Origin of the sequence: Pseudomonas sp. B21-054, assembly GCF_026016345.1 — a bacterium.
Classification (GTDB): Bacteria; Pseudomonadota; Gammaproteobacteria; order Pseudomonadales; family Pseudomonadaceae; genus Aquipseudomonas.
Window position 1 is genome coordinate 1,083,668 of the sequence record NZ_CP087204.1, and the last position, 20,128, is coordinate 1,103,795.

Sequence of the window (20,128 nt, forward strand, 5' to 3'; positions counted from 1 at the left end):
CTTGGGCGCTTGGCTGTTGCAGTGATATAGTTCGCCGCCGGTTCGCATGCCCGGCGGTACCGGCGTTGGTCGGCTGGCCTGGGCGTTCGAATGTGAGGCTGCATCGCAAGGAGTTTAGATGAGTGCCGACAACGCCTACGCGGTCGAGCTGAAGGGACTGTCCTTCAAGCGAGGGACGCGCAGCATTTTTAATGACATTGATATTCGCATCCCGCGCGGCAAGGTGACCGGTATCATGGGGCCTTCCGGGTGTGGCAAGACCACACTGCTGCGCCTGATGGGTGCACAACTGCGTCCCAATGCGGGCGAAGTCTGGGTCAACGGCCAGAATCTTCCCGAACTGTCGCGCGGCGATCTGTTCGATGCGCGCAAGCACATGGGGGTGTTGTTCCAGAGTGGTGCGCTGTTTACCGATCTCGACGTTTTCGAGAATGTGGCGTTCCCTCTGCGGGTTCATACCGACCTACCGGAAGAGATGATCCGCGACATCGTCCTGCTCAAGTTGCAGGCGGTCGGGCTGCGTGGCGCCCTCGATTTGATGCCGGACGAGTTGTCCGGTGGCATGAAGCGCCGGGTTGCGCTGGCGCGAGCGATTGCCCTCGATCCGAAGATCCTCATGTACGACGAACCCTTCGTCGGGCAGGACCCGATCGCCATGGGCGTGCTCGTGCGCCTGATCCGCCTGCTCAACGATGCGCTGGGCATCACCAGCATCGTGGTGTCCCATGACTTGGCTGAAACCGCGAGTATTGCCGACTACATCTATGTTGTCGGCGACGGCCAGGTGTTGGGGCAGGGCACGCCCCAGGAGCTGAAGGATTCTGACAACCCGCGCATTCGCCAATTTATGAAAGGTGATCCGGACGGCCCGGTGGCGTTCCATTTTCCGGCCACGGATTACCGTACCGATCTGCTGGGGAAGCGCTGATGCGCAAGAAATCACTGATAGAAAGAGTTCGCCTGTTCGGCCGTTCCGGCATCGACGTGGTGGCGATATTGGGTCGTTCCTCGCTGTTTCTGATGCACGCCTTGTTTGGGCGCAACTCGACGGGCGGCGGTTTTGGCCTGCTGGTCAAGCAGTTGCACTCGGTGGGCGTGATGTCCCTGGTGATCATCGTGGTCTCGGGGATCTTCATCGGTATGGTGCTGGCGCTTCAGGGCTTCAGTATTCTGTCCAGCTACGGTTCGGAGCAGGCAGTCGGGCAGATGGTCGCGCTGACGTTGTTGCGTGAACTCGGGCCGGTGGTGACTGCGCTGCTGTTCGCCGGGCGTGCCGGTTCGGCGCTGACGGCCGAAATCGGTAACATGAAGTCCACCGAGCAGCTGTCCAGCCTGGAAATGATCGGGGTCGACCCGCTTAAATACATCGTTGCCCCGCGCCTGTGGGCCGGCTTCATTTCCCTGCCGGTGCTGGCGATCATTTTCAGCGTCGTGGGGATCTGGGGGGGCTCATGGGTGGCCGTCGACTGGCTGGGGGTCTATGAAGGTTCCTACTGGTCCAACATGCAGAACAGCGTCGACTTTCTCGACGATGTGCTCAACGGCGTTATCAAAAGTGCCGTATTCGCTTTCGTGGTGACCTGGATCGCCGTGTTTCAAGGCTATGACTGTGAGCCCACGTCAGAGGGGATCAGCCGTGCCACAACCAAGACCGTGGTGTACGCCTCGCTGGCGGTCCTGGGCCTTGACTTTATTCTGACCGCCTTGATGTTTGGAGATTTCTGATGCAAAACCGCACCCTGGAAATCGGTGTCGGCCTTTTCTTGCTGGCTGGCATCCTGGCTTTGCTGCTGCTGGCCCTGCGAGTCAGTGGCCTGGCGCCGACGGCAAGCACCGATACTTATAAACTTTATGCTTATTTTGACAATATCGCCGGTTTGACGGTCAGAGCCAAGGTGACCATGGCCGGTGTAACCATCGGCAAGGTCACGGCAATCGATCTGGACCGTGACAGTTTCACTGGTCGGGTGACGCTGCAGCTGGAAAAGCGCGTGGATAACCTGCCGACTGATTCCACTGCATCTATCCTCACGGCTGGGTTGCTGGGCGAGAAATACATCGGCATCAGCGTGGGCGGGGAAGACAAGCTGCTCAAGGATGGCGAGACCATCCACGATACCCAGTCTTCGCTGGTGCTCGAGGACCTGATCGGTAAATTCCTGCTCAATACCGTTAGCAAAGACGCCAAATGAGGAGCTTTTGAATGATCTCTATCTTGCGACGTGGCCTGTTGGTGTTGCTCGCGACGCTGCCGTTGATGGCCAACGCCGTGGCCGCGCCTTCGGCTCACGACATCATCCAGGACACCACGAATCGGTTGCTGGCGGATCTTGCCGCCAACAAGGAGAAGTACAAGCAGGACCCGGGGGCGTTCTATGATGCGCTGAACGGTATCGTCGGCCCGGTGGTGGACGCCGACGGCATCTCCAAGAGCATCATGACCGTCAAGTATTCGCGCAAGGCTACCCCTGCGCAGATGACCCGCTTCCAGGAAAACTTCAAGCGCAGCCTGATGCAGTTCTATGGCAATGCCCTGCTCGAGTACAACAACCAGGGCATCACCGTTTCGCCGGCCAAGGACGAAAGCGGTAACCGCACCAGCGTCGACATGCAGGTCAAGGGCAGTAACGGCGCGGTCTATCCTGTGTCCTACACACTCGAGAACATCAACGGCGAGTGGAAAGTGCGCAACGTGATCATCAATGGCATCAACATCGGCAAGCTGTTCCGTGATCAGTTCGCCGACGCGATGCAGCGCAATGGCAATGATCTGGACAAGACCATCAACGGTTGGGCCGGTGAAGTGGCCAAGGCCAAGGAAGTGGCCCAAGATGCCCAAGAGAAGCAGGCGCAATGAGTGAGTTGACAAGCGAGTCAGCCGTTCGTCTGGGTGAGGCCGGCGAGCTGATGCTCCGCGGCGTGCTGGACTATCGCACCGGTCCGACCCTGCGCAAGCAAGGCCAGGCGCTGATCAGGTCCGCCAAAGGCGCCGAGCTGGTGATTGACTGCTCGGGCGTCGAGAAGTCCAGCAGTGTCGGTCTGTCGCTGCTGCTGTGCTTTATGCGGGACGCCAAGGCTGCCGGTAAAACGTGGAGCATCCAAGGGATGCCCGAAGACATGCGTGAGATAGCCCAGGTCAGCGAACTGACCGAGCTGCTTGTGCACCCCTGACCCACATCCTTGAAAAAGCCCCCCGTCAGAGTCCTGCTTCGCGGGGTTCGCAGGCGCGGGGCTTTTTTGTATGATGTGCGACCCGCGCGCACAGGGCGCCGATTGAGGTTGAGCATGCAGGCCATAGAAGTGAAGAGCTTCCTCGAAGGAAAGCTGCCCGGAACTCGAATTGAAGTTGAGGGCGAAGGCTGCAACTTTCAGCTGAACGTGATTAGCGATGAACTGGCGGCGTTGAGCCCGGTGAAGCGTCAACAGCAAGTCTATGCCCATTTGAACCCATGGATCGCCGATGGCAGCATCCACGCGGTCACTATGAAATTTTTCAGCAGCGCGGCCTGGGCCGAGCGCACCTGAGCCCAAGGGCGTCGAGATTCTTATGGATAAATTGATTATTACCGGCGGTGTTCGTCTTGATGGCGAAATCCGTATTTCCGGGGCAAAGAACTCCGCCCTGCCGATCCTGGCCGCAACCCTGCTGTGCGATGGCCCGGTGACCGTGGCCAACCTGCCGCACCTGCACGACATCACCACGATGATCGAGCTGTTCGGGCGCATGGGCATTGAGCCGGTGATCGACGAGAAGCTCAGCGTCGAGATCGACCCGCGCACCATCAAGACCCTGATTGCGCCGTACGAGCTGGTGAAAACCATGCGCGCGTCGATCCTGGTGCTGGGCCCGATGGTTGCCCGCTTCGGTGAGGCGGAAGTTGCACTGCCTGGCGGTTGCGCCATCGGCTCGCGTCCGGTGGACCTGCACATTCGCGGCCTGGAAGCCATGGGTGCGGTGATCGACGTCGAAGGCGGCTACATCAAGGCCAAGGCACCTGAAGGTGGCCTGCGCGGCGCGAATTTCTTCTTCGATACCGTCAGCGTGACCGGTACCGAGAACATCATGATGGCCGCTGCCCTGGCCAAGGGTCGCAGCGTGCTGCAAAACGCCGCGCGCGAGCCGGAAGTGGTCGACCTGGCGAACTTCCTGATCGCCATGGGCGCCAAGATCAGCGGTGCCGGCACCGATACCATCACCATCGATGGCGTCGAGCGTCTGCATTCGGCCACCTACAAGGTGATGCCGGACCGGATTGAAACCGGCACCTACCTGGTGGCCGCTGCCGTCACCGGTGGCCGCGTCAAGGTCAAGGACACCGATCCGACCATCCTCGAAGCCGTCCTGGAGAAGCTCAAGGAAGCCGGTGCCGAAGTCACCTGCGGCGAAGACTGGATCGAAGTGAACATGCACGGCAAGCGGCCCAAAGCCGTCAACGTGCGCACCGCTCCGTACCCGGCGTTCCCGACTGACATGCAGGCCCAGTTCATCTCCCTCAACGCCATTGCCGAAGGCACGGGCGCAGTGATCGAGACGATCTTCGAAAACCGTTTCATGCACGTCTACGAGCTACACCGCATGGGCGCCAAGATCCAAGTCGAAGGCAACACGGCCATTGTCACCGGCACCGAGAAGCTCAAGGGCGCGCCAGTCATGGCCACCGACCTGCGGGCCTCGGCCAGCCTGGTGATCTCGGCCCTGGTGGCCGAAGGCGATACCCTCATCGATCGTATCTACCACATCGACCGTGGTTATGAGTGCATCGAAGAGAAGTTGCAGATGCTTGGCGCCAAGATCCGCCGCGTACCGGGCTAGTTCTGGTTGCATGGATGCAGGGACGCATCCGTTGATTTCGTTTCATTCGAGGGTGGTTGCACCCTCGATGTATGTCCGGCGCCGCTTGCGACCGGGCATGAGTACCTTGATAAGGACTGACGTTTCCCATGTTGACCATCGCACTGTCCAAGGGCCGCATCCTTGACGACACCCTGCCGCTTCTGGCTGAAGCGGGCATCGTGCCGACCGAGAATCCGGACAAGAGCCGCAAGCTGATCATCCCCACGACCCAGGCCGATGTGCGCTTGCTGATCGTGCGTGCCACCGATGTGCCGACTTACGTGGAACATGGCGCCGCCGACCTGGGCGTTGCCGGTAAAGACGTGCTGATGGAATACGGCGGCCAGGGTTTGTACGAGCCCCTGGACCTGCAGATCGCCCGTTGCAAGCTGATGACGGCCGGTAAAGTCGGCGCGCCAGAGCCCAAGGGCCGCCTGCGGGTAGCGACCAAGTTCGTCAACGTTGCCAAGCGTTATTACGCCGAGCAGGGCCGTCAGGTCGATATCATCAAGTTGTACGGTTCGATGGAGCTGGCGCCGCTGATCGGCCTGGCGGACAAGATCATCGACGTGGTCGACACCGGCAACACCCTGCGGGCCAATGGCCTGGAGCCCCAGGACTTCATCGCGGACATCACCTCCCGGCTGATCGTCAACAAGGCTTCGATGAAGATGCAACACGCCCGAATCCAGGCTTTGATCGATACCCTGCGCAAGGCAGTGGAATCGCGACACCGCGGCTGATTCACCTGCGCGACCTTGAGTCGCGCCCGTCTATCCGTGTCATAGCCAATTTTCTCAGGTGCCCACGCGAATGGACTGGTAGCTTAGGGCGCCTGAGCATTTGCCATTAATGAGGCCCTCGCTATGACCGCTCCCACTTCGATTCGCCGACTCAACGCTGCCGACCCGGATTTCGCCCATCATCTGGATCATCTGCTGAGCTGGGAAAGTGTGTCTGACGACTCGGTCAATCAGCGGGTGCTGGACATCATCAAGGCCGTGCGCGAGCGTGGCGATGAAGCCCTGGTGGAGTTCACCCAGAAATTCGACGGCTTGCAAGTGGCGTCCATGGCCGACCTGATCCTGCCGCGCGAGCGTCTGGAGCTGGCCCTGACCCGGATCACCGTGCCCCAGCGCGAAGCCCTGGAAAAAGCCGCGTCGCGGGTGCGCGACTATCACGAAAGACAGAAACAGGACTCCTGGAGCTACACCGAAGCCGACGGCACGGTGCTGGGCCAGAAAGTCACGCCGCTGGACCGTGCCGGCTTGTACGTACCGGGTGGTAAGGCGTCCTATCCGTCCTCGGTGCTGATGAACGCGATCCCGGCCAAGGTGGCCGGCGTGACCGAAGTGGTCATGGTCGTCCCGACGCCGCGGGGTGAAATCAACGAACTGGTGCTGGCCGCCGCTTGTATCGCCGGGGTGGACCGGGTGTTCACCATCGGCGGCGCCCAGGCCGTCGCTGCGCTGGCCTATGGCACCGAAAGCGTGCCACGGGTCGACAAGGTGGTCGGGCCAGGCAATATCTATGTCGCCACCGCCAAGCGTCACGTGTTTGGCCAGGTCGGCATCGACATGATCGCCGGCCCTTCGGAAATCCTCGTGGTGTGCGACGGCCAGACCGATCCGGACTGGATCGCCATGGACCTGTTTTCCCAGGCTGAGCACGACGAAGACGCCCAGGCGATCCTGGTCAGCCCGGACGCCGAGTTTCTCGACAAGGTCGCCGCCAGCATCGACAAGCTGCTGCCGACCATGGACCGCGCCGAGATCATCAACACTTCGATCAACGGCCGTGGCGCACTCATCAAGGTCCGCGACATGGAACAGGCCATCGAGGTTGCCAACCGCATCGCGCCGGAACATTTGGAGTTGTCGGTCGCCGACCCGCAGGCCTGGCTGCCGCTGATCCGCCACGCCGGTGCGATCTTCATGGGCCGCCACACTAGCGAAGCCCTGGGTGATTATTGCGCGGGCCCCAACCACGTGCTGCCCACTTCCGGCACCGCGCGCTTCTCATCGCCGCTGGGGGTGTATGACTTCCAGAAACGTTCGTCGATCATCTTCTGCTCCGAGCAGGGCGCATCCGAACTGGGCAAGACCGCTTCCGTGCTGGCCCGTGGCGAATCGCTGAGCGCCCACGCCCGCAGCGCCGAATACCGCATTCTTGACGAGCCTTCCATTGAAGGGCAGGGGAACTGAAATGAGTAAATTCTGGAGCCCGTTCGTCAAGAACCTGGTGCCCTACGTGCCGGGCGAACAGCCGAAGCTGACCCGCCTGGTCAAGCTCAACACCAACGAGAACCCCTATGGGCCTTCGCCCAAGGCGCTCGCGGCGATGCAGACCGAGCTGAACGACAACCTGCGCCTGTACCCGGATCCCAACAGCGACCTGCTGAAAAACGCCGTGGCCCGGTACTACGGTGTGCAGGGCAACCAAGTGTTCCTGGGCAACGGTTCGGATGAAGTGTTGGCGCACATCTTTCACGGCCTGTTGCAACACGACCGGCCGTTGCTGTTCCCGGACATCAGCTACAGCTTTTATCCGGTGTATTGCGGGTTGTACGGCATCCAGTTCGACGCCGTGCCCCTCGACGCACAGTTCCGGATCGATCCGGCGGACTATGCCAAGCCGAACGGCGGGATCATTTTCCCCAACCCGAACGCGCCGACCGGCTGCCTGTTGGCGTTGGAGGCCGTGGAGCAAATTCTCAAGGCCAGCCCGGATTCGGTGGTGGTGGTCGATGAAGCCTATATCGACTTCGGCGGCGAGACGGCCATCAGCCTGGTGGACCGTTACCCGAACTTGCTGGTGACCCAGACCTTGTCCAAGTCCCGTTCACTGGCAGGACTGCGGGTGGGCCTGGCGGTAGGCCATCCGGACCTGATCGAAGCGCTGGAGCGGATCAAGAACAGCTTCAACTCCTACCCGCTGGATCGCCTGGCGAATGTCGGCGGCGCGGCGGCGTTCGACGACCGCGAGCACTTCGACAAGACTTGCCGGTTGGTCATCGAGCACCGGGAATGGGTGGTGACGCAACTGCAAGCCAAGGGCTTTGAGGTGCTGCCTTCGGCGGCCAATTTCATCTTCGCCCGTCATCCCCGGCACGATGCGGCAGGCCTGGCGGCGAAACTGCGGGAGCAAGGTGTGATCGTGCGGCACTTCAAGCAGGAGCGGATTGCCCAGTTCCTGCGGATCAGCATTGGCACGCCAGAGCAGAACCAGGCGCTGATCGAAGCCCTCGGCGAACTCTAAAGCCTGGCGATGAACCTGATGTGGGAGCGAGCTTGCTCGCGATAGCGGTGTGTCAGTCACTTCAGTACTGACTGAACCATCGCTATCGCGAGCAAGCTCGCTCCCACATTGCTTTCAGGTGTTCAGGGCTTATTCGTGATGCGGCTCGCCGACGAATGTCAGCGAGGTGAAGACGCCGCGTGTGGCTACGTCCTTGTTGTCCTTGAGCGGAATTTCCAGCTGCGCGGCAATCACATTCAACCCCTCGTTACGCACCACGACCTTGGCCCGGCCTTCGGCATCGGTTTCAGTCGATACGGTGTCCGGGGCGCTGCGGTAGTCGCCCACCAGTTTCACGCCGGCTGCCGGCTTGCCGTCGAGCAATACCCTGACAGGCAATGGCTGGCCCGGCCCTACGGTCAGTGGATCGACCTCCGGCAAGATCAGGAATTTGATCGAGTCCAATGCCGGCAGTTTCGCCCCCGGCTCGTAGATGGCCAGGCTGTATTTGAAGGTATGGGTCGACTCGATCGCCCCCGGCACTTTGCTGCGACCCTCATTGATCCACTTCTTGTCGGCGGTCTGTGACCACATGCCATTGTCCAGCGCCACTGCCAGCGCGGCCGGCGGCTTGAGCGGTTGCAGGCGGGCGTGGTCCGGCAAGCGTTCCACGGTGACCGGGATCATTTTGCCGCCCAGGTCATAAGCCCATGCGCCGCTGATTTTCTGCGCCTTGAAAGCATTGTCCTCGGCGCCGTGACCGTAGATCACTTCGATGTTGCCACGCCGTTGTTCGGTCCACAGGCCATGGGCCGAAACTTGTGTAGCCAGGAGCAAGCCGAGAAGGGCGAGTGTCTTGGGGTGTTTCATAGGGGGTTTCCTTTACATATCGAGGGTGAGGCTGACGGTGAAGTTGCGCGGCGCGCCGGGGGTGACCCAGTAGTTGCTGTAGGAGCGCTCGAAGTATTTTTCGTCGAAGACGTTGTTCAGGTTCAGGCCCACGGTGACGTTATCGCTGGCTTTGTAATGGGCCAGCAGGTCCACGGTGTGGTAGGCCGGTAATTCGAAATCCTTGCCGGCTTCACCCGAGCGGTCTCCAACATAGGTGAATGCCGCGCCGAGATCCGAGCCCCGCAGGTGCCCGTCCTGGAATTCGTAGACGCCGAGCAGGCTGCCGCTGCGCTTGGCGACGCCGAGGATCCGGCTGCCTGTGGGAATGGTTTTGTCACCCTTGGTCACTTCAGCATCGATGTAGGCGAAAGCGCCGATCACCCGTATGGCGTCGGTGACTTGCCCGGTGACTTGCAGATCGATCCCCTGGCTGCGGGCCTTGCCCGTGGCGACGTTGGTGTCAGTACCCGGAACCGGCGCCAGAACGTTTTCCTTCTCTATATGGAATGCTGCCAGCGTGCTGCTCAGGCGATTGTCGAACAGCTCGCTCTTGATCCCCACTTCATAGCCAACCCCTTCCTCCGGGTCGAAGGTCTTACCGTCCGCATCCAGGCCATTATTGGGCTTGAACGAGGTGGAGGCATTGGCGAACAGCCCGACTTGCGGCGTCAGTTGATACAGCAAGCCGGCCCGTTGCGTCAGGGCGTCGTGACGTTGGCGGCGGGTGACGTCGGTGGTGTGGTCGTCGATGCTCTGCTCGAAATGCTCATAACGCACGCCGAGCATGCCCCGCAGTTTGTCGGTGAACACGATCTGATCCTGAAGGTTCAACGCCCGGCTTTGGACGTGCTCGAAGAAGTCTGTGCCGGAGCGCGTGCCGTTGGGTTTTGGCTGGCCATAGATCGGTTGATAGATGTCGATGGGATAAGCACCGCCGGCGATGGTGGTCACGCGCTCGTTCTTGCGGTAATCCTCGTATTCAGTACCGACCAGCAGTTCGTGCTGCCAGGGGCCCAGGTCGAACAGACCGCGCAATTCCAGCTGAGTGATGCTGTCGTGCCAATCGTTGTCACGCTCGCGGTAGCGGCGGTTCACTGTGTGGCCGTCGGCGTTCAGCGGGCGCGCCTCGGAGGCAAAGCCCCACAGTTCGCCTTGCTTGTAATGGCTGGCCAGGCGTACTTGCCAGGTATCGTTGAGCTGATGTTCGAGGGCTGCCTGGAGCATGTTGTTGTGGTTGTCGATGTCGCCGTCGTTGGGCTCGCCCAGGAAGGTCGAACGGGAAACGCCGCTCCAGCGGTTGTTCGGTGCGACGATGCCGCGGTCGAACGTCGAGCTGTGGCGCACGATTTCGCTTTCCAGCAACAGGCGGGTGTCGGGGCTCAATTGCCAACTGATGGAGGGTGCGACGAAGACGCGCTTGCTGTCGACGTGATCGCGGAAACTGTGGTTGTCCTCGACCGCCAGGTTGACCCGCGACAGCAGGTTGCCCTCGGTGTCCAGTGGTGTGTTGACGTCCAGCGCGGTGCGATAGCGATCCCAGCTGCCGGCGCTGGTCTGCAGGGTGGTGAAGGCTTCGGGCTGGGGCTTCTTGGTGACGATGTTCACCGTGCCGCCGGGATCGCCTCGTCCATACAGACTGGCCGCCGGGCCCTTGAGCACTTCGATGCGTTCGATGTTGGCGGCATCCGGCGTACTCGGATAGCCGCGGTTGGCGCTGAAGCCGTCCTTGTAGAACTCCGACGTCGTGAAACCGCGCACGCTGTATTCGTAGAGCGTCAGGCCGCCGAAGTTGTTTTGCCTGGACACGCCGCCGGCATACTCCAGCGCCCGCTCGACACTGGTGCTGCCCAAATCCTTGAGGACGCTGGCGGGGATCACGCTGACGGATTGCGGGATGTCGCGCAGGGCGGTGTCGGTCTTGGTGGCGCTGGCCGAGCGGGTCGCGCGATAGCCTGTGACGGGGCCGGTGGGGGATTCGTAGTCGGACGTCACGCTGATGGCGTCCAGCTCCAGCGGCTGGATTTCCTCGGCGTAGGCCGGATCGCCCAGTAGGCCCAGGGCAAGGCTGGCAGCTGAAATCCGTTTTAAGGATGACATGTTATGTTGTTCCAATTTTTAGTATTGAAACAATATAACACTACTAATGAGAATTTATGCTATCTGTATTTTGAACTGGAATCTGGATAAGTTTGCCAAGGGGATCACATTGGAGATGCAGGTAGGAATCTTTGTGGCGAGGGGATTTATCCCCGTTCGGCTGCGCAGCAGCCGTAGATCAGTTGGTGCGGTTCATCTGATGGACCGCGGTGTCTGATTTTGGGGTTGCTGCGCAACCCAGCGGGGATAAATCCCCTCGCCACAGGGTTTTGCCAGCCACAGGATGTGCTCCGCAGCTACTCTTCTTCCTTGAGCACCACCGGTGCCGGCGGTGGACGCAGGCCGATTTCAGCGGTGAGCTTGAGCTCCTTGCCATTGCGCATCACCTGGATGGTGACTTTGTCGGTGGGCTTGATCCGCGCCACCTGGTTCATCGAGCGGCGGCCATCGCCAGCCGGCTCCCCGTCGATGCTCAGGATCACGTCGCCCAGCTGCAAGCCGGCCTTCTGCGCCGGGCCATCGCGGAAGATCCCCGCCACCACGATGCCAGGCCGCCCGGACAAGCCGAAGGACTCCGCCAGTTCCTGGGTGAGTGGCTGGACTTCAATCCCCAGCCAGCCGCGAATCACCTGACCGTGTTCGATGATGGACTTCATCACTTCCATCGCCAGTTTCACCGGAATGGCGAAACCGATGCCCTGGCTGCCGCCGGACTTGGAGAAAATCGCCGTGTTAATCCCGGTGAGATTGCCGTTGGCGTCCACCAGCGCGCCGCCGGAGTTGCCGGGGTTGATCGCGGCATCGGTCTGGATGAAGTCTTCGTAGTTGTTCAGGCCCAACTGGTTGCGTCCGGTGGCGCTGATGATGCCCATGGTCACGGTCTGGCCGACGCCGAACGGGTTGCCGATGGCCAGGGTGACATCGCCGATGCGGATGCTGTCGGAGCGGCCGATGGTGATGGCCGGCAGGTTCTTCAGGTCGATCTTCAACACCGCGAGGTCGGTTTCCGGGTCGCTGCCGATCACCCGGGCCAGGGTTTCACGGCCATCCTTGAGGGCTACCACGATCTGGTCGGCACCGCTGGTGACGTGGTTGTTGGTCAAGATATAACCTTCCGGGCTCATGATCACGCCCGACCCCAGGCTCGACTCCATGCGTTTCTGCTTGGGCGAGTTGTCGCCGAAGAAACGTCGGAATTGCGGGTCTTCGAATAAAGGATGGCTGGGCTTGTTGATGACCTTGGTGGTGTATAGGTTGACCACCGCCGGTGCCGCGGTGGTCACGGCGTCGGCATAGGACACTGGCCCCTGTTGCACCGCCTTGGTTTGCGGCGCCTGTTGCAGGTTGACGTCAAGGCTGGGCAGGCCGACCCATTCCGGGTAGCGCTGGATAATCAGTAGAGCGACAAGCACGCCGGCCAATAGCGGCCAGCCGGAAAAACGCAGCGCCTTGAGCATTAAGCACGTCCTACAAAGGTTGCAGGCGGTATGAGACCGCCCATAATGTCGCGCATTATACGAGGCCGCGCGTGCCTCTGAACGGGATATTTAGGAGTCTTTTCATGGCCGTAGCCCTGAACACCCTGGTCGAAGAAGCGGACCGTTACCTGGCCAGCAGCCGGATTGCCGATTACTGCCCCAACGGCCTGCAGGTCGAAGGCGCGCCGCAGGTGAGGCGTATCGTCAGCGGCGTCACTGCCAGCCAGGCGTTGCTCGAGGCCGCGGTGGAAGCCGACGCCGATCTGGTGCTGGTGCATCACGGTTACTTCTGGAAAGGCGAAAACCCCTGCATCACCGGCATGAAACAACGTCGCCTCAAAACCTTGCTCAAGCATGACATCAGTCTGCTGGCTTATCACCTGCCACTGGATTTGCATGCCGAGGTGGGCAATAACGTGCAATTGGCTCGTCAATTGGACATCACTGTCGAGGGACCGCTGGATCCGGACAACCCCAAGGTGGTCGGCCTGGTTGGCTCCCTGTCCGAGCCGATGACGCCGCGGGATTTTGCCCGCAAGGTCCAGGAAGTGATGGGCCGCGAGCCATTGCTGATCGAAGGCGAGCAGATGATTCGCCGGGTCGGCTGGTGCACGGGCGGCGGCCAGGGCTACATCGATCAGGCGGTACTGGCCGGGGTCGACCTGTACCTCAGCGGCGAGGCGTCGGAACAGACCTTCCACAGCGCCCGGGAAAACGGCATCAGCTTCATCGCCGCCGGGCACCATGCGACCGAGCGCTACGGTGTCCAGGCATTGGGCGATTACCTGGCGCGACGGTTTGCCCTGGAGCATATCTTCATCGATTGCCCGAATCCTATTTGACTGTAACCGAACCTGTGGGAGCGGGCTTGCTCGCGAATGCGGTGGTTCAGTTGCATATCTGTTGACTGACCCACCGCATTCGCGAGCAAGCCCGCTCCCACAAAGCTCGGTGCAACACCCGAACACCCAGGCATATCCATATGCTGTTTCGATCTAGTTGGCGCCCTGATTAGAAGAGGTCGCTGTGCTAGGATTCCCCGCTCGAACACGGCCCGCTGGCCGTTCATAAGAAAGTTTTCGTGAGTAGCCATGGTCGACAAACTGACGCATCTGAAACAGCTGGAGGCGGAAAGCATCCACATCATCCGCGAGGTGGCCGCCGAGTTCGATAACCCGGTGATGCTGTACTCCATCGGTAAAGACTCCGCCGTGATGCTGCACCTGGCACGCAAGGCGTTCTTCCCCGGCAAGCTGCCGTTTCCGGTGATGCACGTCGACACCCGCTGGAAATTCCAGGAAATGTACAAGTTCCGCGACCGCATGGTCGAGGAACTGGGCCTGGACCTGATCACCCATGTGAACCCGGACGGCGTGGCGCAGGGCATCAACCCGTTCACCCACGGCAGTGCCAAGCACACCGACATCATGAAGACCGAAGGCCTCAAGCAGGCCTTGGACAAATATGGTTTCGACGCCGCGTTCGGCGGTGCCCGTCGCGATGAAGAGAAATCCCGCGCCAAGGAGCGCGTGTACTCGTTCCGCGACAGCAAGCACCGCTGGGATCCAAAGAACCAGCGTCCGGAGCTGTGGAACGTCTACAACGGCAAGGTCAACAAGGGCGAGTCGATCCGCGTATTCCCACTGTCGAACTGGACCGAGCTGGACATCTGGCAGTACATCTACCTCGAAGGCATCCCGATCGTGCCGCTGTACTTCGCCGCCGAGCGAGAAGTGATCGAGAAGAACGGCACGCTGATCATGATCGACGACGAGCGCATCCTCGAGCACCTGTCCGATGAAGACAAAGCCCGTATCGTCAAGAAGAAAGTGCGTTTCCGTACCCTTGGCTGCTACCCGTTGACGGGCGCGGTGGAGTCCGAGGCCGAGAGCCTGACGGACATCATCCAGGAAATGCTCCTGACGCGAACTTCCGAGCGCCAGGGCCGGGTCATCGACCACGATGGCGCAGGCTCGATGGAAGATAAAAAACGTCAAGGGTACTTTTAAGCTTCGAGTTACAAGCGGCAAGCTGCAAGTTAAAGGCGGTATGCGTAATTTGTAGCTTGGTGCTTGCAGCCGGTTGTTGCGAGCCGCGATTGAGTGACTCGTAATGGATTTCGAGAAGTTGGTTGTTTGGCAGAGAAGCAAGTGTCTGGCGGTGGGAATCTACCGAGAGTTTGCTCAATGCAGGGATCTTGGTTTTAAAGACCAAATCACCCGCTCAGCACTTTCGGTGCCTTCCAATATTGCTGAGGGAATGGAGCGGCGCAGCGCCAAAGAAAAGGTACGTTTTCTTTGGATCGCGAAGGCCTCTTGTGGAGAGTTACGAACACAGATTCTCATCGGCAGCGACATTGCTTACATCGCCCCCCCGCTGGCTGATAACTGGATTGCAGAAACTCGCGAGCTATCAAAAATGCTCTGCGGCTTGATAAACAAAATTTCTGACTAGCTGTACGCCGACAAGCTTGCCGCTTGAAGCTTACAGCTCGGAGCTTGAACACAATGAGCCACCAATCTGATTTGATCAGCGAGGACATCCTCGCCTACCTGGGCCAGCACGAGCGTAAAGAGCTGCTGCGCTTTTTGACCTGCGGTAACGTCGACGACGGCAAGAGCACCCTGATCGGGCGCCTGCTGCACGACTCCAAGATGATCTACGAAGATCACCTGGAAGCCATCACCCGCGATTCGAAGAAAGTCGGCACCACCGGGGACGATATCGACCTGGCGTTGCTGGTCGACGGCCTGCAGGCCGAGCGCGAGCAAGGCATCACCATCGATGTCGCCTACCGCTATTTCTCCACCGCCAAGCGCAAGTTCATCATCGCCGATACCCCCGGCCATGAGCAGTACACCCGCAACATGGCCACCGGTGCCTCCACCTGTGACCTGGCGATCATCCTGGTGGATGCCCGCTACGGCGTGCAGACCCAGACCCGTCGCCACAGCTTCATCGCCTCGTTGCTGGGCATCAAGCACATCGTCGTGGCCATCAACAAGATGGACCTCAAGGACTTCGACCAGGGCGTGTTCGAGTCGATCAAGGCCGACTACCTGAAGTTCGCCGAAGGCTTGAAGATGAAGCCCACCAGCATGCATTTCGTGCCGATGTCGGCCCTCAAGGGCGACAACGTGGTGAACAAATCCGAGCGCTCGCCGTGGTACACCGGCCAGTCGCTGATGGAAATCCTCGAGACCGTGGAAGTGGCGGGCGACCGCAACTTCACCGACCTGCGTTTCCCGGTGCAGTACGTCAACCGTCCGAACCTGAACTTCCGCGGTTTCGCCGGCACCCTCGCCAGCGGCATCGTGCACAAGGGCGACGAAGTGGTGGTGCTGCCCTCGGGCAAGAGCAGCCGCGTCAAATCCATCGTCACCTTCGAAGGCGAGCTGGAACACGCCGGTCCCGGTCAGGCAGTCACGCTGACCATGGAAGACGAGATCGACATCTCCCGTGGCGACCTGTTGGTGCATGCCGACAACGTGCCGCCAGTGACCGACAGCTTCGAAGCGATGCTGGTGTGGATGGCTGAAGAGCCGATGCTGCCGGGCAAGAAATACGACATCAAGCGCGCCACCAGTTATGTGCCGGGCTCGATTGCCAGCATTGTCAACAAGGTCGACGTGAACACCCTGGAAGAAGGTCCGGCCAGCGCGTTGCAGCTCAATGAAATCGGCAAGGTGAAGATCGCGCTGGATGCGCCGATCGCCCTGGACGGTTACGAGAGCAACCGCACCACCGGCTCATTTATCATCATTGACCGCCTGACCAACGGCACGGTCGGCGCCGGCATGATCGTCGCCCAGCCGCTGGCCCATGGCAGCAGCACGCACCACGGCAAACTGGCCCATGTGTCGGTGGAAGAACGCGCCCAGCGCTTCGGCCAGCAGCCGGCCACGGTGTTGTTCAGTGGCCTGTCGGGCGCGGGTAAAAGCACGCTGGCCTATGCGGTGGAACGCAAGTTGTTCGACATGGGGCGTGCGGTATTCGTCCTTGATGGCCAGAACCTGCGTCATGACCTGAACAAGGGCTTGCCGCAGGATCGCGCCGGGCGTACCGAGAACTGGCGCCGTGCGGCTCACGTCGCCCGCCAGTTCAACGAAGCCGGCCTGCTGACCCTCGCCGCCTTCGTTGCGCCAAATGCCGAAGGACGTGAGCAAGCCAAAGACCTGATCGGCCGGGAGCGTCTGCTGACGGTCTACGTCCAGGCCTCGCCGACTGTGTGCGCCCAGCGTGATCCGCAAGGGCTGTATGCCGCTGCTGGCGACAACATCCCGGGCGAGTCCTTCCCGTACGACGTGCCGCTGGACGCCGACCTGGTGATCGACACCCAATCGCTGACATTGGAAGAGAGCGTCAAGCAGGTCCTGGATCTGCTGCGCAAGCGTGGGGCGATCTAAGGAACGCCGCTGTAAATAAAAAGCCCGCAGGTGAGTGATCATCTGCGGGCTTTTTCATTTCCAGAGGGGCACTAGATCAAATGTGGGAGCGGGCTTGCTCGCGAAGACGATGGAACATCCAACATCTTCATGAGCTGACACACCGCTTTCGCGAGCAAGCCCGCTCCCACAGGGATTAACGGTGATCTGGATACTCGCGGTGCATCTGCGCAAGCAACGCATCCTTGTCCTGCCACAACTGGTTGATCCAGCCTTGGAATTCCAGGCGATACGCGCCGTCCTGATCGTAGTTTTTCCTGATGAACTGCGCTGGAATCTTCAGTTCCTGGAAATGCACCACCACCTCGCCCATCTTGCCGCACAGCAAATCCCAATACCCCGGACGCCCGCCCGGATAATGGATCGTCACGTTGATGATCGACTCCAGTTGCTCACCCATGGCATCAAGCACAAACGCGATGCCGCCAGCCTTGGGCTTGAGCAGGTAGCGAAACGGTGACTGTTGCTGGGCATGCTTGCCTTCGGTGAAGCGCGTGCCTTCGACGAAGTTGAAAATGCCCACCGGATTGTTGCGAAACTTCGCGCAGGTCTTGCGGGTGGTTTCCAGGTCCTTGCCTTTCTTTTCCGGATGCTTCTCCAGGTAAGCCTTGGAGTAGCGTTTCATGAACGGGAACCCCAGCGCCCACCAGGCCAGGCCGATCACCGGTACCCAGATCAGCTCCTGCTTGAGAAAAAACTTCAACGGGCGGATGCGTCGGTTCAGCACGTATTGCAGCACCATGATGTCGACCCAGCTCTGGTGGTTGCTGGTGACCAGGTAGGAATGCTGGTAGTCCAGGCCCTCCAGGCCGCTGAGGTGCCAGCGGGTGCGGCGCAGCAGGTTCATCCAGGCCTTGTTGTTGCTGATCCAGGTTTCGTGGATGTGGCCCATCAGCCAGTCAGTGAAGCGCTGGGCGGCCGGGAAGGGCAGCAACAGCTTGAAGATCGCCACGATGAACAGCGGCGTGCAGCAGGCGATGGTGTTCAGCGCCAAGAGCAGCGAGGCAATGACGCCGCGCGCGGCGGCAGGCAGGAAATCCAGCATTTAAATATCCATGGGTCGGTTGGCGGCTTGGATCGCGGTCAGGGCGATGGTGTACACGATGTCGTCGACCTGGGCGCCGCGAGGCAAGTCGTTCACCGGTTTGCGCAGGCCTTGCAGCATCGGCCCGAGGCTGACGCAATCGGCGCTGCGCTGTACCGCCTTGTGGGTGGTATTGCCGGTGTTCAGGTCCGGGAAGATGAAGACGGTCGCCCGGCCGGCCACCTGGCTGTTGGGCGCCAGTTGCCGTGCCACGGCTTCGTTGGCGGCGGCGTCGTATTGCAACGGGCCGTCGATCAGCAAACTGTGCTGCGCCTCATGGGCCAGCAACGTGGCTTCGCGGACTTTCTCCACTTCTTCGCCGCTGGCCGACTCGCCGCTGGAATAACTGAGCATGGCCACCCGTGGGGTGATGCCGAACGCGGCGGCCGAGTCGGCGCTCTGCAGGGCAATCTCCGCCAGTTCCGTAGCGCTGGGATGCGGGTTCATTACGCAGTCGCCGTAGACCAGCACTTCTTCGGGAAACAGCATGAAAAACACCGAAGACACCAGGGTGCAACCCGGCGCGGTCTTGATCAGTTGCAAGGCCGGGCGGATGGTGTTGGCGGTGGAGTGGATGACCCCGGACACCAGGCCGTCGACCTCATCCAGTGCGAGCATCATGGTGCCGATGACCACGGTGTCTTCCAGTTGCTGCTCGGCCATCGGCGCGTTCAGGCTTTTGCTCTTGCGCAGCCTCACCATCGGTTCGACATAACGCTCGCGAATCGAATCCGGGTCGAGAATCTCCAGCCCCGGCGGCAGCTCGATGCCTTGGGCGCGGGCCACCGCCTCGACGTCGGCCGGTTTGGCCAGCAACACGCAGCGGGCGATGCCCCGGGCCTGGCAAATGGCGGCGGCCTGGACGGTCAGCGGTTCGCTGCCTTCGGGCAGCACGATGCGTTTGTTGGCGGCCTGGGCGCGCTGGATCAATTGATAGCGGAACACCGCTGGCGACAGGCGCATTTCCCGTGGCGTGCCGCAGCGCTGGTGCAGCCATTTGGCATCCAGGTGGCTGGCGACGAAATCGGTGATGATCTCGGCGCGTTCGCGGTCGTCGATCGGGATTTCCTTGTTCAGGCCGTTGAGCAGGTTGGCGGTGTCATAGGAGCCGGTGCTCACCGACAGCACCGGCAAGCCGGCCTGCAAGGCGCCGCGGCACAAGTCCATGATGCGTGGGTCGGGCAGGGTGTCGCTGGTCAGCAGCAGGCCGGCCAGTGGCACGCCGTTGATCGCCGCCAGGCTCACGGCCAGGATGATGTCGTCGCGATCGCCGGGGGTCACCACCAGTACGCCGGGCTTGAGCAGTTCCACCGTGTTGCGCATGGTGCGGGCGCAAATGATGATGTTGCTCATGCGCCGGGTTTCGTAGTCGCCGGCATTGAGCACCTGTGCGCCCATCAGGTCGGCCACGTCGCGGGTGCGCGGGGCGTTGAGTTCGGGGCGAAACGGGATGCAACCGAGCAGGCGGAAATCGCCGCTGCGCAGCAGGGGCGAGTGCTCCTTGAGGCGCGCGGAAAACGCCTCCATGCTTTCGTCGGTGCGGACCTTGTTCAGGATCACTCCGAGGACTTTCGGATCTTTCGGTCCGCCGAACAGTTGCGCCTGCAGCTCTACCCGGCCGGACAGCTCGGTCAGCACTTCGTTTTCCGGCGCCGACACCAGGATGACCTCGGCGTCCAGGCTCTTGGCCAGGTGCAGGTTGACCCGGGCGGCGTAGCTGGCGTTGCGGGTCGGGACCATGCCTTCGACAACCAGCACGTCCTTGCCGATGGCTGCTTGCTGGTAAAGGGTGATGATTTCTTCCAGCAGCTCATCGAGCTGGCCGTCCCCCAGCATTCGCTCGACGTGAGCCAGGCCCAGGGGCTGCGGTGGCTTGAGGCCGTGGGTGCGGGCCACCAGTTCAGTGGAGCGCTCCGGCCCGGTATCGCCGGGGTGAGGCTGGGCGATGGGTTTGAAAAAGCCGACTTTCAGCCCGGCCCGTTCGAGTGTACGCACCAGCCCGAGGCTGATGGAGGTCAGACCCACACCAAAATCGGTGGGTGCGATAAAAAAAGTTTGCATG

At 61.0% G+C, this 20,128-nt stretch carries 19 protein-coding genes; 14 read left to right on the forward strand and 5 right to left on the reverse strand.

Annotated elements, in window-relative coordinates; genetic code table 11:
• Positions 1-118: 118 nt before the first annotated feature.
• The 10 genes from LOY70_RS04595 (at position 119) to hisC (ending at position 8,092) form a co-directional block, all read left to right on the forward strand.
• A complete protein-coding gene (locus tag LOY70_RS04595; protein ID WP_123415406.1) occupies positions 119-928 on the forward strand; it encodes an ATP-binding cassette domain-containing protein in 810 nt (269 codons plus the stop codon).
• On the forward strand, positions 928-1,725 hold the full coding sequence (gene mlaE, locus LOY70_RS04600; RefSeq protein ID WP_025211864.1) for a lipid asymmetry maintenance ABC transporter permease subunit MlaE: 798 nt from the start codon (positions 928-930) through the stop codon (positions 1,723-1,725). The genes LOY70_RS04595 and mlaE overlap by 1 nt, the downstream gene beginning before the upstream one ends.
• Positions 1,725-2,192, forward strand: coding sequence for an outer membrane lipid asymmetry maintenance protein MlaD (gene mlaD / locus LOY70_RS04605; RefSeq protein WP_025211865.1), 468 nt, complete (start codon positions 1,725-1,727; stop codon positions 2,190-2,192). Before mlaE ends, mlaD begins: the two co-directional genes overlap by 1 nt.
• A gap of 11 nt (positions 2,193-2,203) precedes the next feature.
• Entirely contained in the window at positions 2,204-2,857 is a 654-nt protein-coding gene (locus LOY70_RS04610) for a phospholipid-binding protein MlaC (protein WP_265033772.1), read from the forward strand.
• The gene (locus LOY70_RS04615; RefSeq protein ID WP_265033774.1) at positions 2,854-3,171 is read left to right on the forward strand and encodes a lipid asymmetry maintenance protein MlaB; all 318 of its coding nucleotides are present in this window, start codon (positions 2,854-2,856) and stop codon (positions 3,169-3,171) included. The genes LOY70_RS04610 and LOY70_RS04615 overlap by 4 nt, the downstream gene beginning before the upstream one ends.
• A gap of 114 nt (positions 3,172-3,285) precedes the next feature.
• Positions 3,286-3,525 carry a BolA family protein gene (locus LOY70_RS04620; protein WP_265033776.1) on the forward strand — a complete coding sequence of 80 codons (240 nt, stop codon included), beginning with the start codon at positions 3,286-3,288 and terminating at the stop codon, positions 3,523-3,525.
• A 22-nt stretch (positions 3,526-3,547) separates the two neighbouring features.
• Positions 3,548-4,813 carry a UDP-N-acetylglucosamine 1-carboxyvinyltransferase gene (murA, locus tag LOY70_RS04625; RefSeq protein WP_025211869.1) on the forward strand — a complete coding sequence of 422 codons (1,266 nt, stop codon included), beginning with the start codon at positions 3,548-3,550 and terminating at the stop codon, positions 4,811-4,813.
• Between the two features lie 128 nt (positions 4,814-4,941).
• Positions 4,942-5,577, forward strand: coding sequence for an ATP phosphoribosyltransferase (hisG, locus tag LOY70_RS04630; protein WP_025211870.1), 636 nt, complete (start codon positions 4,942-4,944; stop codon positions 5,575-5,577).
• Between the two features lie 123 nt (positions 5,578-5,700).
• Entirely contained in the window at positions 5,701-7,038 is a 1,338-nt protein-coding gene (gene hisD, locus LOY70_RS04635) for a histidinol dehydrogenase (protein ID WP_123342760.1), read from the forward strand.
• Position 7,039: 1 nt separating this feature from the next.
• The gene (gene hisC, locus LOY70_RS04640) at positions 7,040-8,092 is read left to right on the forward strand and encodes a histidinol-phosphate transaminase (protein WP_265033780.1); all 1,053 of its coding nucleotides are present in this window, start codon (positions 7,040-7,042) and stop codon (positions 8,090-8,092) included.
• Between the two features lie 129 nt (positions 8,093-8,221).
• Here hisC and LOY70_RS04645 read toward each other — a convergent pair whose 3' ends face one another.
• From LOY70_RS04645 to algW, 3 genes are all read right to left on the reverse strand, one after another.
• Entirely contained in the window at positions 8,222-8,941 is a 720-nt protein-coding gene (locus LOY70_RS04645; RefSeq protein WP_123342758.1) for a DUF4198 domain-containing protein, read from the reverse strand.
• A 12-nt stretch (positions 8,942-8,953) separates the two neighbouring features.
• Positions 8,954-11,059: a TonB-dependent siderophore receptor gene (locus LOY70_RS04650; protein WP_265033782.1), complete on the reverse strand. Its 2,106-nt coding sequence runs from the start codon at positions 11,057-11,059 to the stop codon at positions 8,954-8,956.
• Positions 11,060-11,355: 296 nt separating this feature from the next.
• Positions 11,356-12,516, reverse strand: a complete 1,161-nt coding sequence (gene algW / locus LOY70_RS04655) for a Do family serine endopeptidase AlgW (RefSeq protein ID WP_265033783.1) — start codon at positions 12,514-12,516, stop codon at positions 11,356-11,358.
• A gap of 104 nt (positions 12,517-12,620) precedes the next feature.
• Between algW and LOY70_RS04660 the strand changes: the two genes are divergently transcribed.
• The 4 genes from LOY70_RS04660 (at position 12,621) to cysN (ending at position 16,943) form a co-directional block, all read left to right on the forward strand.
• Entirely contained in the window at positions 12,621-13,379 is a 759-nt protein-coding gene (locus LOY70_RS04660; protein WP_265033784.1) for a Nif3-like dinuclear metal center hexameric protein, read from the forward strand.
• Between the two features lie 249 nt (positions 13,380-13,628).
• Complete coding sequence (gene cysD, locus LOY70_RS04665) at positions 13,629-14,546, forward strand: sulfate adenylyltransferase subunit CysD (protein WP_003178041.1); 918 nt, start codon at positions 13,629-13,631, stop codon at positions 14,544-14,546.
• 103 nt (positions 14,547-14,649) lie between these two features.
• Positions 14,650-14,991 (forward strand): four helix bundle protein, encoded by a 342-nt coding sequence (locus LOY70_RS04670; protein WP_265033785.1) that lies wholly within the window; start codon positions 14,650-14,652, stop codon positions 14,989-14,991.
• Between the two features lie 53 nt (positions 14,992-15,044).
• Positions 15,045-16,943: a sulfate adenylyltransferase subunit CysN gene (gene cysN, locus LOY70_RS04675; RefSeq protein WP_025211877.1), complete on the forward strand. Its 1,899-nt coding sequence runs from the start codon at positions 15,045-15,047 to the stop codon at positions 16,941-16,943.
• A gap of 175 nt (positions 16,944-17,118) precedes the next feature.
• On the opposite strand, the gene LOY70_RS04680 is transcribed toward cysN, so the two are convergent.
• Both LOY70_RS04680 and pta read right to left on the reverse strand, forming a co-directional pair.
• On the reverse strand, positions 17,119-18,027 hold the full coding sequence (locus LOY70_RS04680) for an acyltransferase (RefSeq protein WP_265033786.1): 909 nt from the start codon (positions 18,025-18,027) through the stop codon (positions 17,119-17,121).
• Positions 18,028-20,127: a phosphate acetyltransferase gene (gene pta, locus LOY70_RS04685; RefSeq protein ID WP_025211879.1), complete on the reverse strand. Its 2,100-nt coding sequence runs from the start codon at positions 20,125-20,127 to the stop codon at positions 18,028-18,030.
• Between the last annotated feature and the right edge of the window lies 1 nt (position 20,128).

What these genes read in the sequence shown, in the direction of transcription:
- LOY70_RS04595 (WP_123415406.1), top strand. Translation starts at nt 119, where the DNA reads ATGAGTGCCGACAACGCCTACGCGGTCGAGCTGAAGGGACTGTCCTTC.
- mlaE (WP_025211864.1), top strand. Translation starts at nt 928, where the DNA reads ATGCGCAAGAAATCACTGATAGAAAGAGTTCGCCTGTTCGGCCGTTCC.
- mlaD (WP_025211865.1), top strand. Translation starts at nt 1,725, where the DNA reads ATGCAAAACCGCACCCTGGAAATCGGTGTCGGCCTTTTCTTGCTGGCT.
- LOY70_RS04610 (WP_265033772.1), top strand. Translation starts at nt 2,204, where the DNA reads ATGATCTCTATCTTGCGACGTGGCCTGTTGGTGTTGCTCGCGACGCTG.
- LOY70_RS04615 (WP_265033774.1), top strand. Translation starts at nt 2,854, where the DNA reads ATGAGTGAGTTGACAAGCGAGTCAGCCGTTCGTCTGGGTGAGGCCGGC.
- LOY70_RS04620 (WP_265033776.1), top strand. Translation starts at nt 3,286, where the DNA reads ATGCAGGCCATAGAAGTGAAGAGCTTCCTCGAAGGAAAGCTGCCCGGA.
- murA (WP_025211869.1), top strand. Translation starts at nt 3,548, where the DNA reads ATGGATAAATTGATTATTACCGGCGGTGTTCGTCTTGATGGCGAAATC.
- hisG (WP_025211870.1), top strand. Translation starts at nt 4,942, where the DNA reads ATGTTGACCATCGCACTGTCCAAGGGCCGCATCCTTGACGACACCCTG.
- hisD (WP_123342760.1), top strand. Translation starts at nt 5,701, where the DNA reads ATGACCGCTCCCACTTCGATTCGCCGACTCAACGCTGCCGACCCGGAT.
- hisC (WP_265033780.1), top strand. Translation starts at nt 7,040, where the DNA reads ATGAGTAAATTCTGGAGCCCGTTCGTCAAGAACCTGGTGCCCTACGTG.
- LOY70_RS04645 (WP_123342758.1), bottom strand. Translation starts at nt 8,941, where the DNA reads ATGAAACACCCCAAGACACTCGCCCTTCTCGGCTTGCTCCTGGCTACA.
- LOY70_RS04650 (WP_265033782.1), bottom strand. Translation starts at nt 11,059, where the DNA reads ATGTCATCCTTAAAACGGATTTCAGCTGCCAGCCTTGCCCTGGGCCTA.
- algW (WP_265033783.1), bottom strand. Translation starts at nt 12,516, where the DNA reads ATGCTCAAGGCGCTGCGTTTTTCCGGCTGGCCGCTATTGGCCGGCGTG.
- LOY70_RS04660 (WP_265033784.1), top strand. Translation starts at nt 12,621, where the DNA reads ATGGCCGTAGCCCTGAACACCCTGGTCGAAGAAGCGGACCGTTACCTG.
- cysD (WP_003178041.1), top strand. Translation starts at nt 13,629, where the DNA reads ATGGTCGACAAACTGACGCATCTGAAACAGCTGGAGGCGGAAAGCATC.
- LOY70_RS04670 (WP_265033785.1), top strand. Translation starts at nt 14,650, where the DNA reads ATGGATTTCGAGAAGTTGGTTGTTTGGCAGAGAAGCAAGTGTCTGGCG.
- cysN (WP_025211877.1), top strand. Translation starts at nt 15,045, where the DNA reads ATGAGCCACCAATCTGATTTGATCAGCGAGGACATCCTCGCCTACCTG.
- LOY70_RS04680 (WP_265033786.1), bottom strand. Translation starts at nt 18,027, where the DNA reads ATGCTGGATTTCCTGCCTGCCGCCGCGCGCGGCGTCATTGCCTCGCTG.
- pta (WP_025211879.1), bottom strand. Translation starts at nt 20,127, where the DNA reads ATGCAAACTTTTTTTATCGCACCCACCGATTTTGGTGTGGGTCTGACC.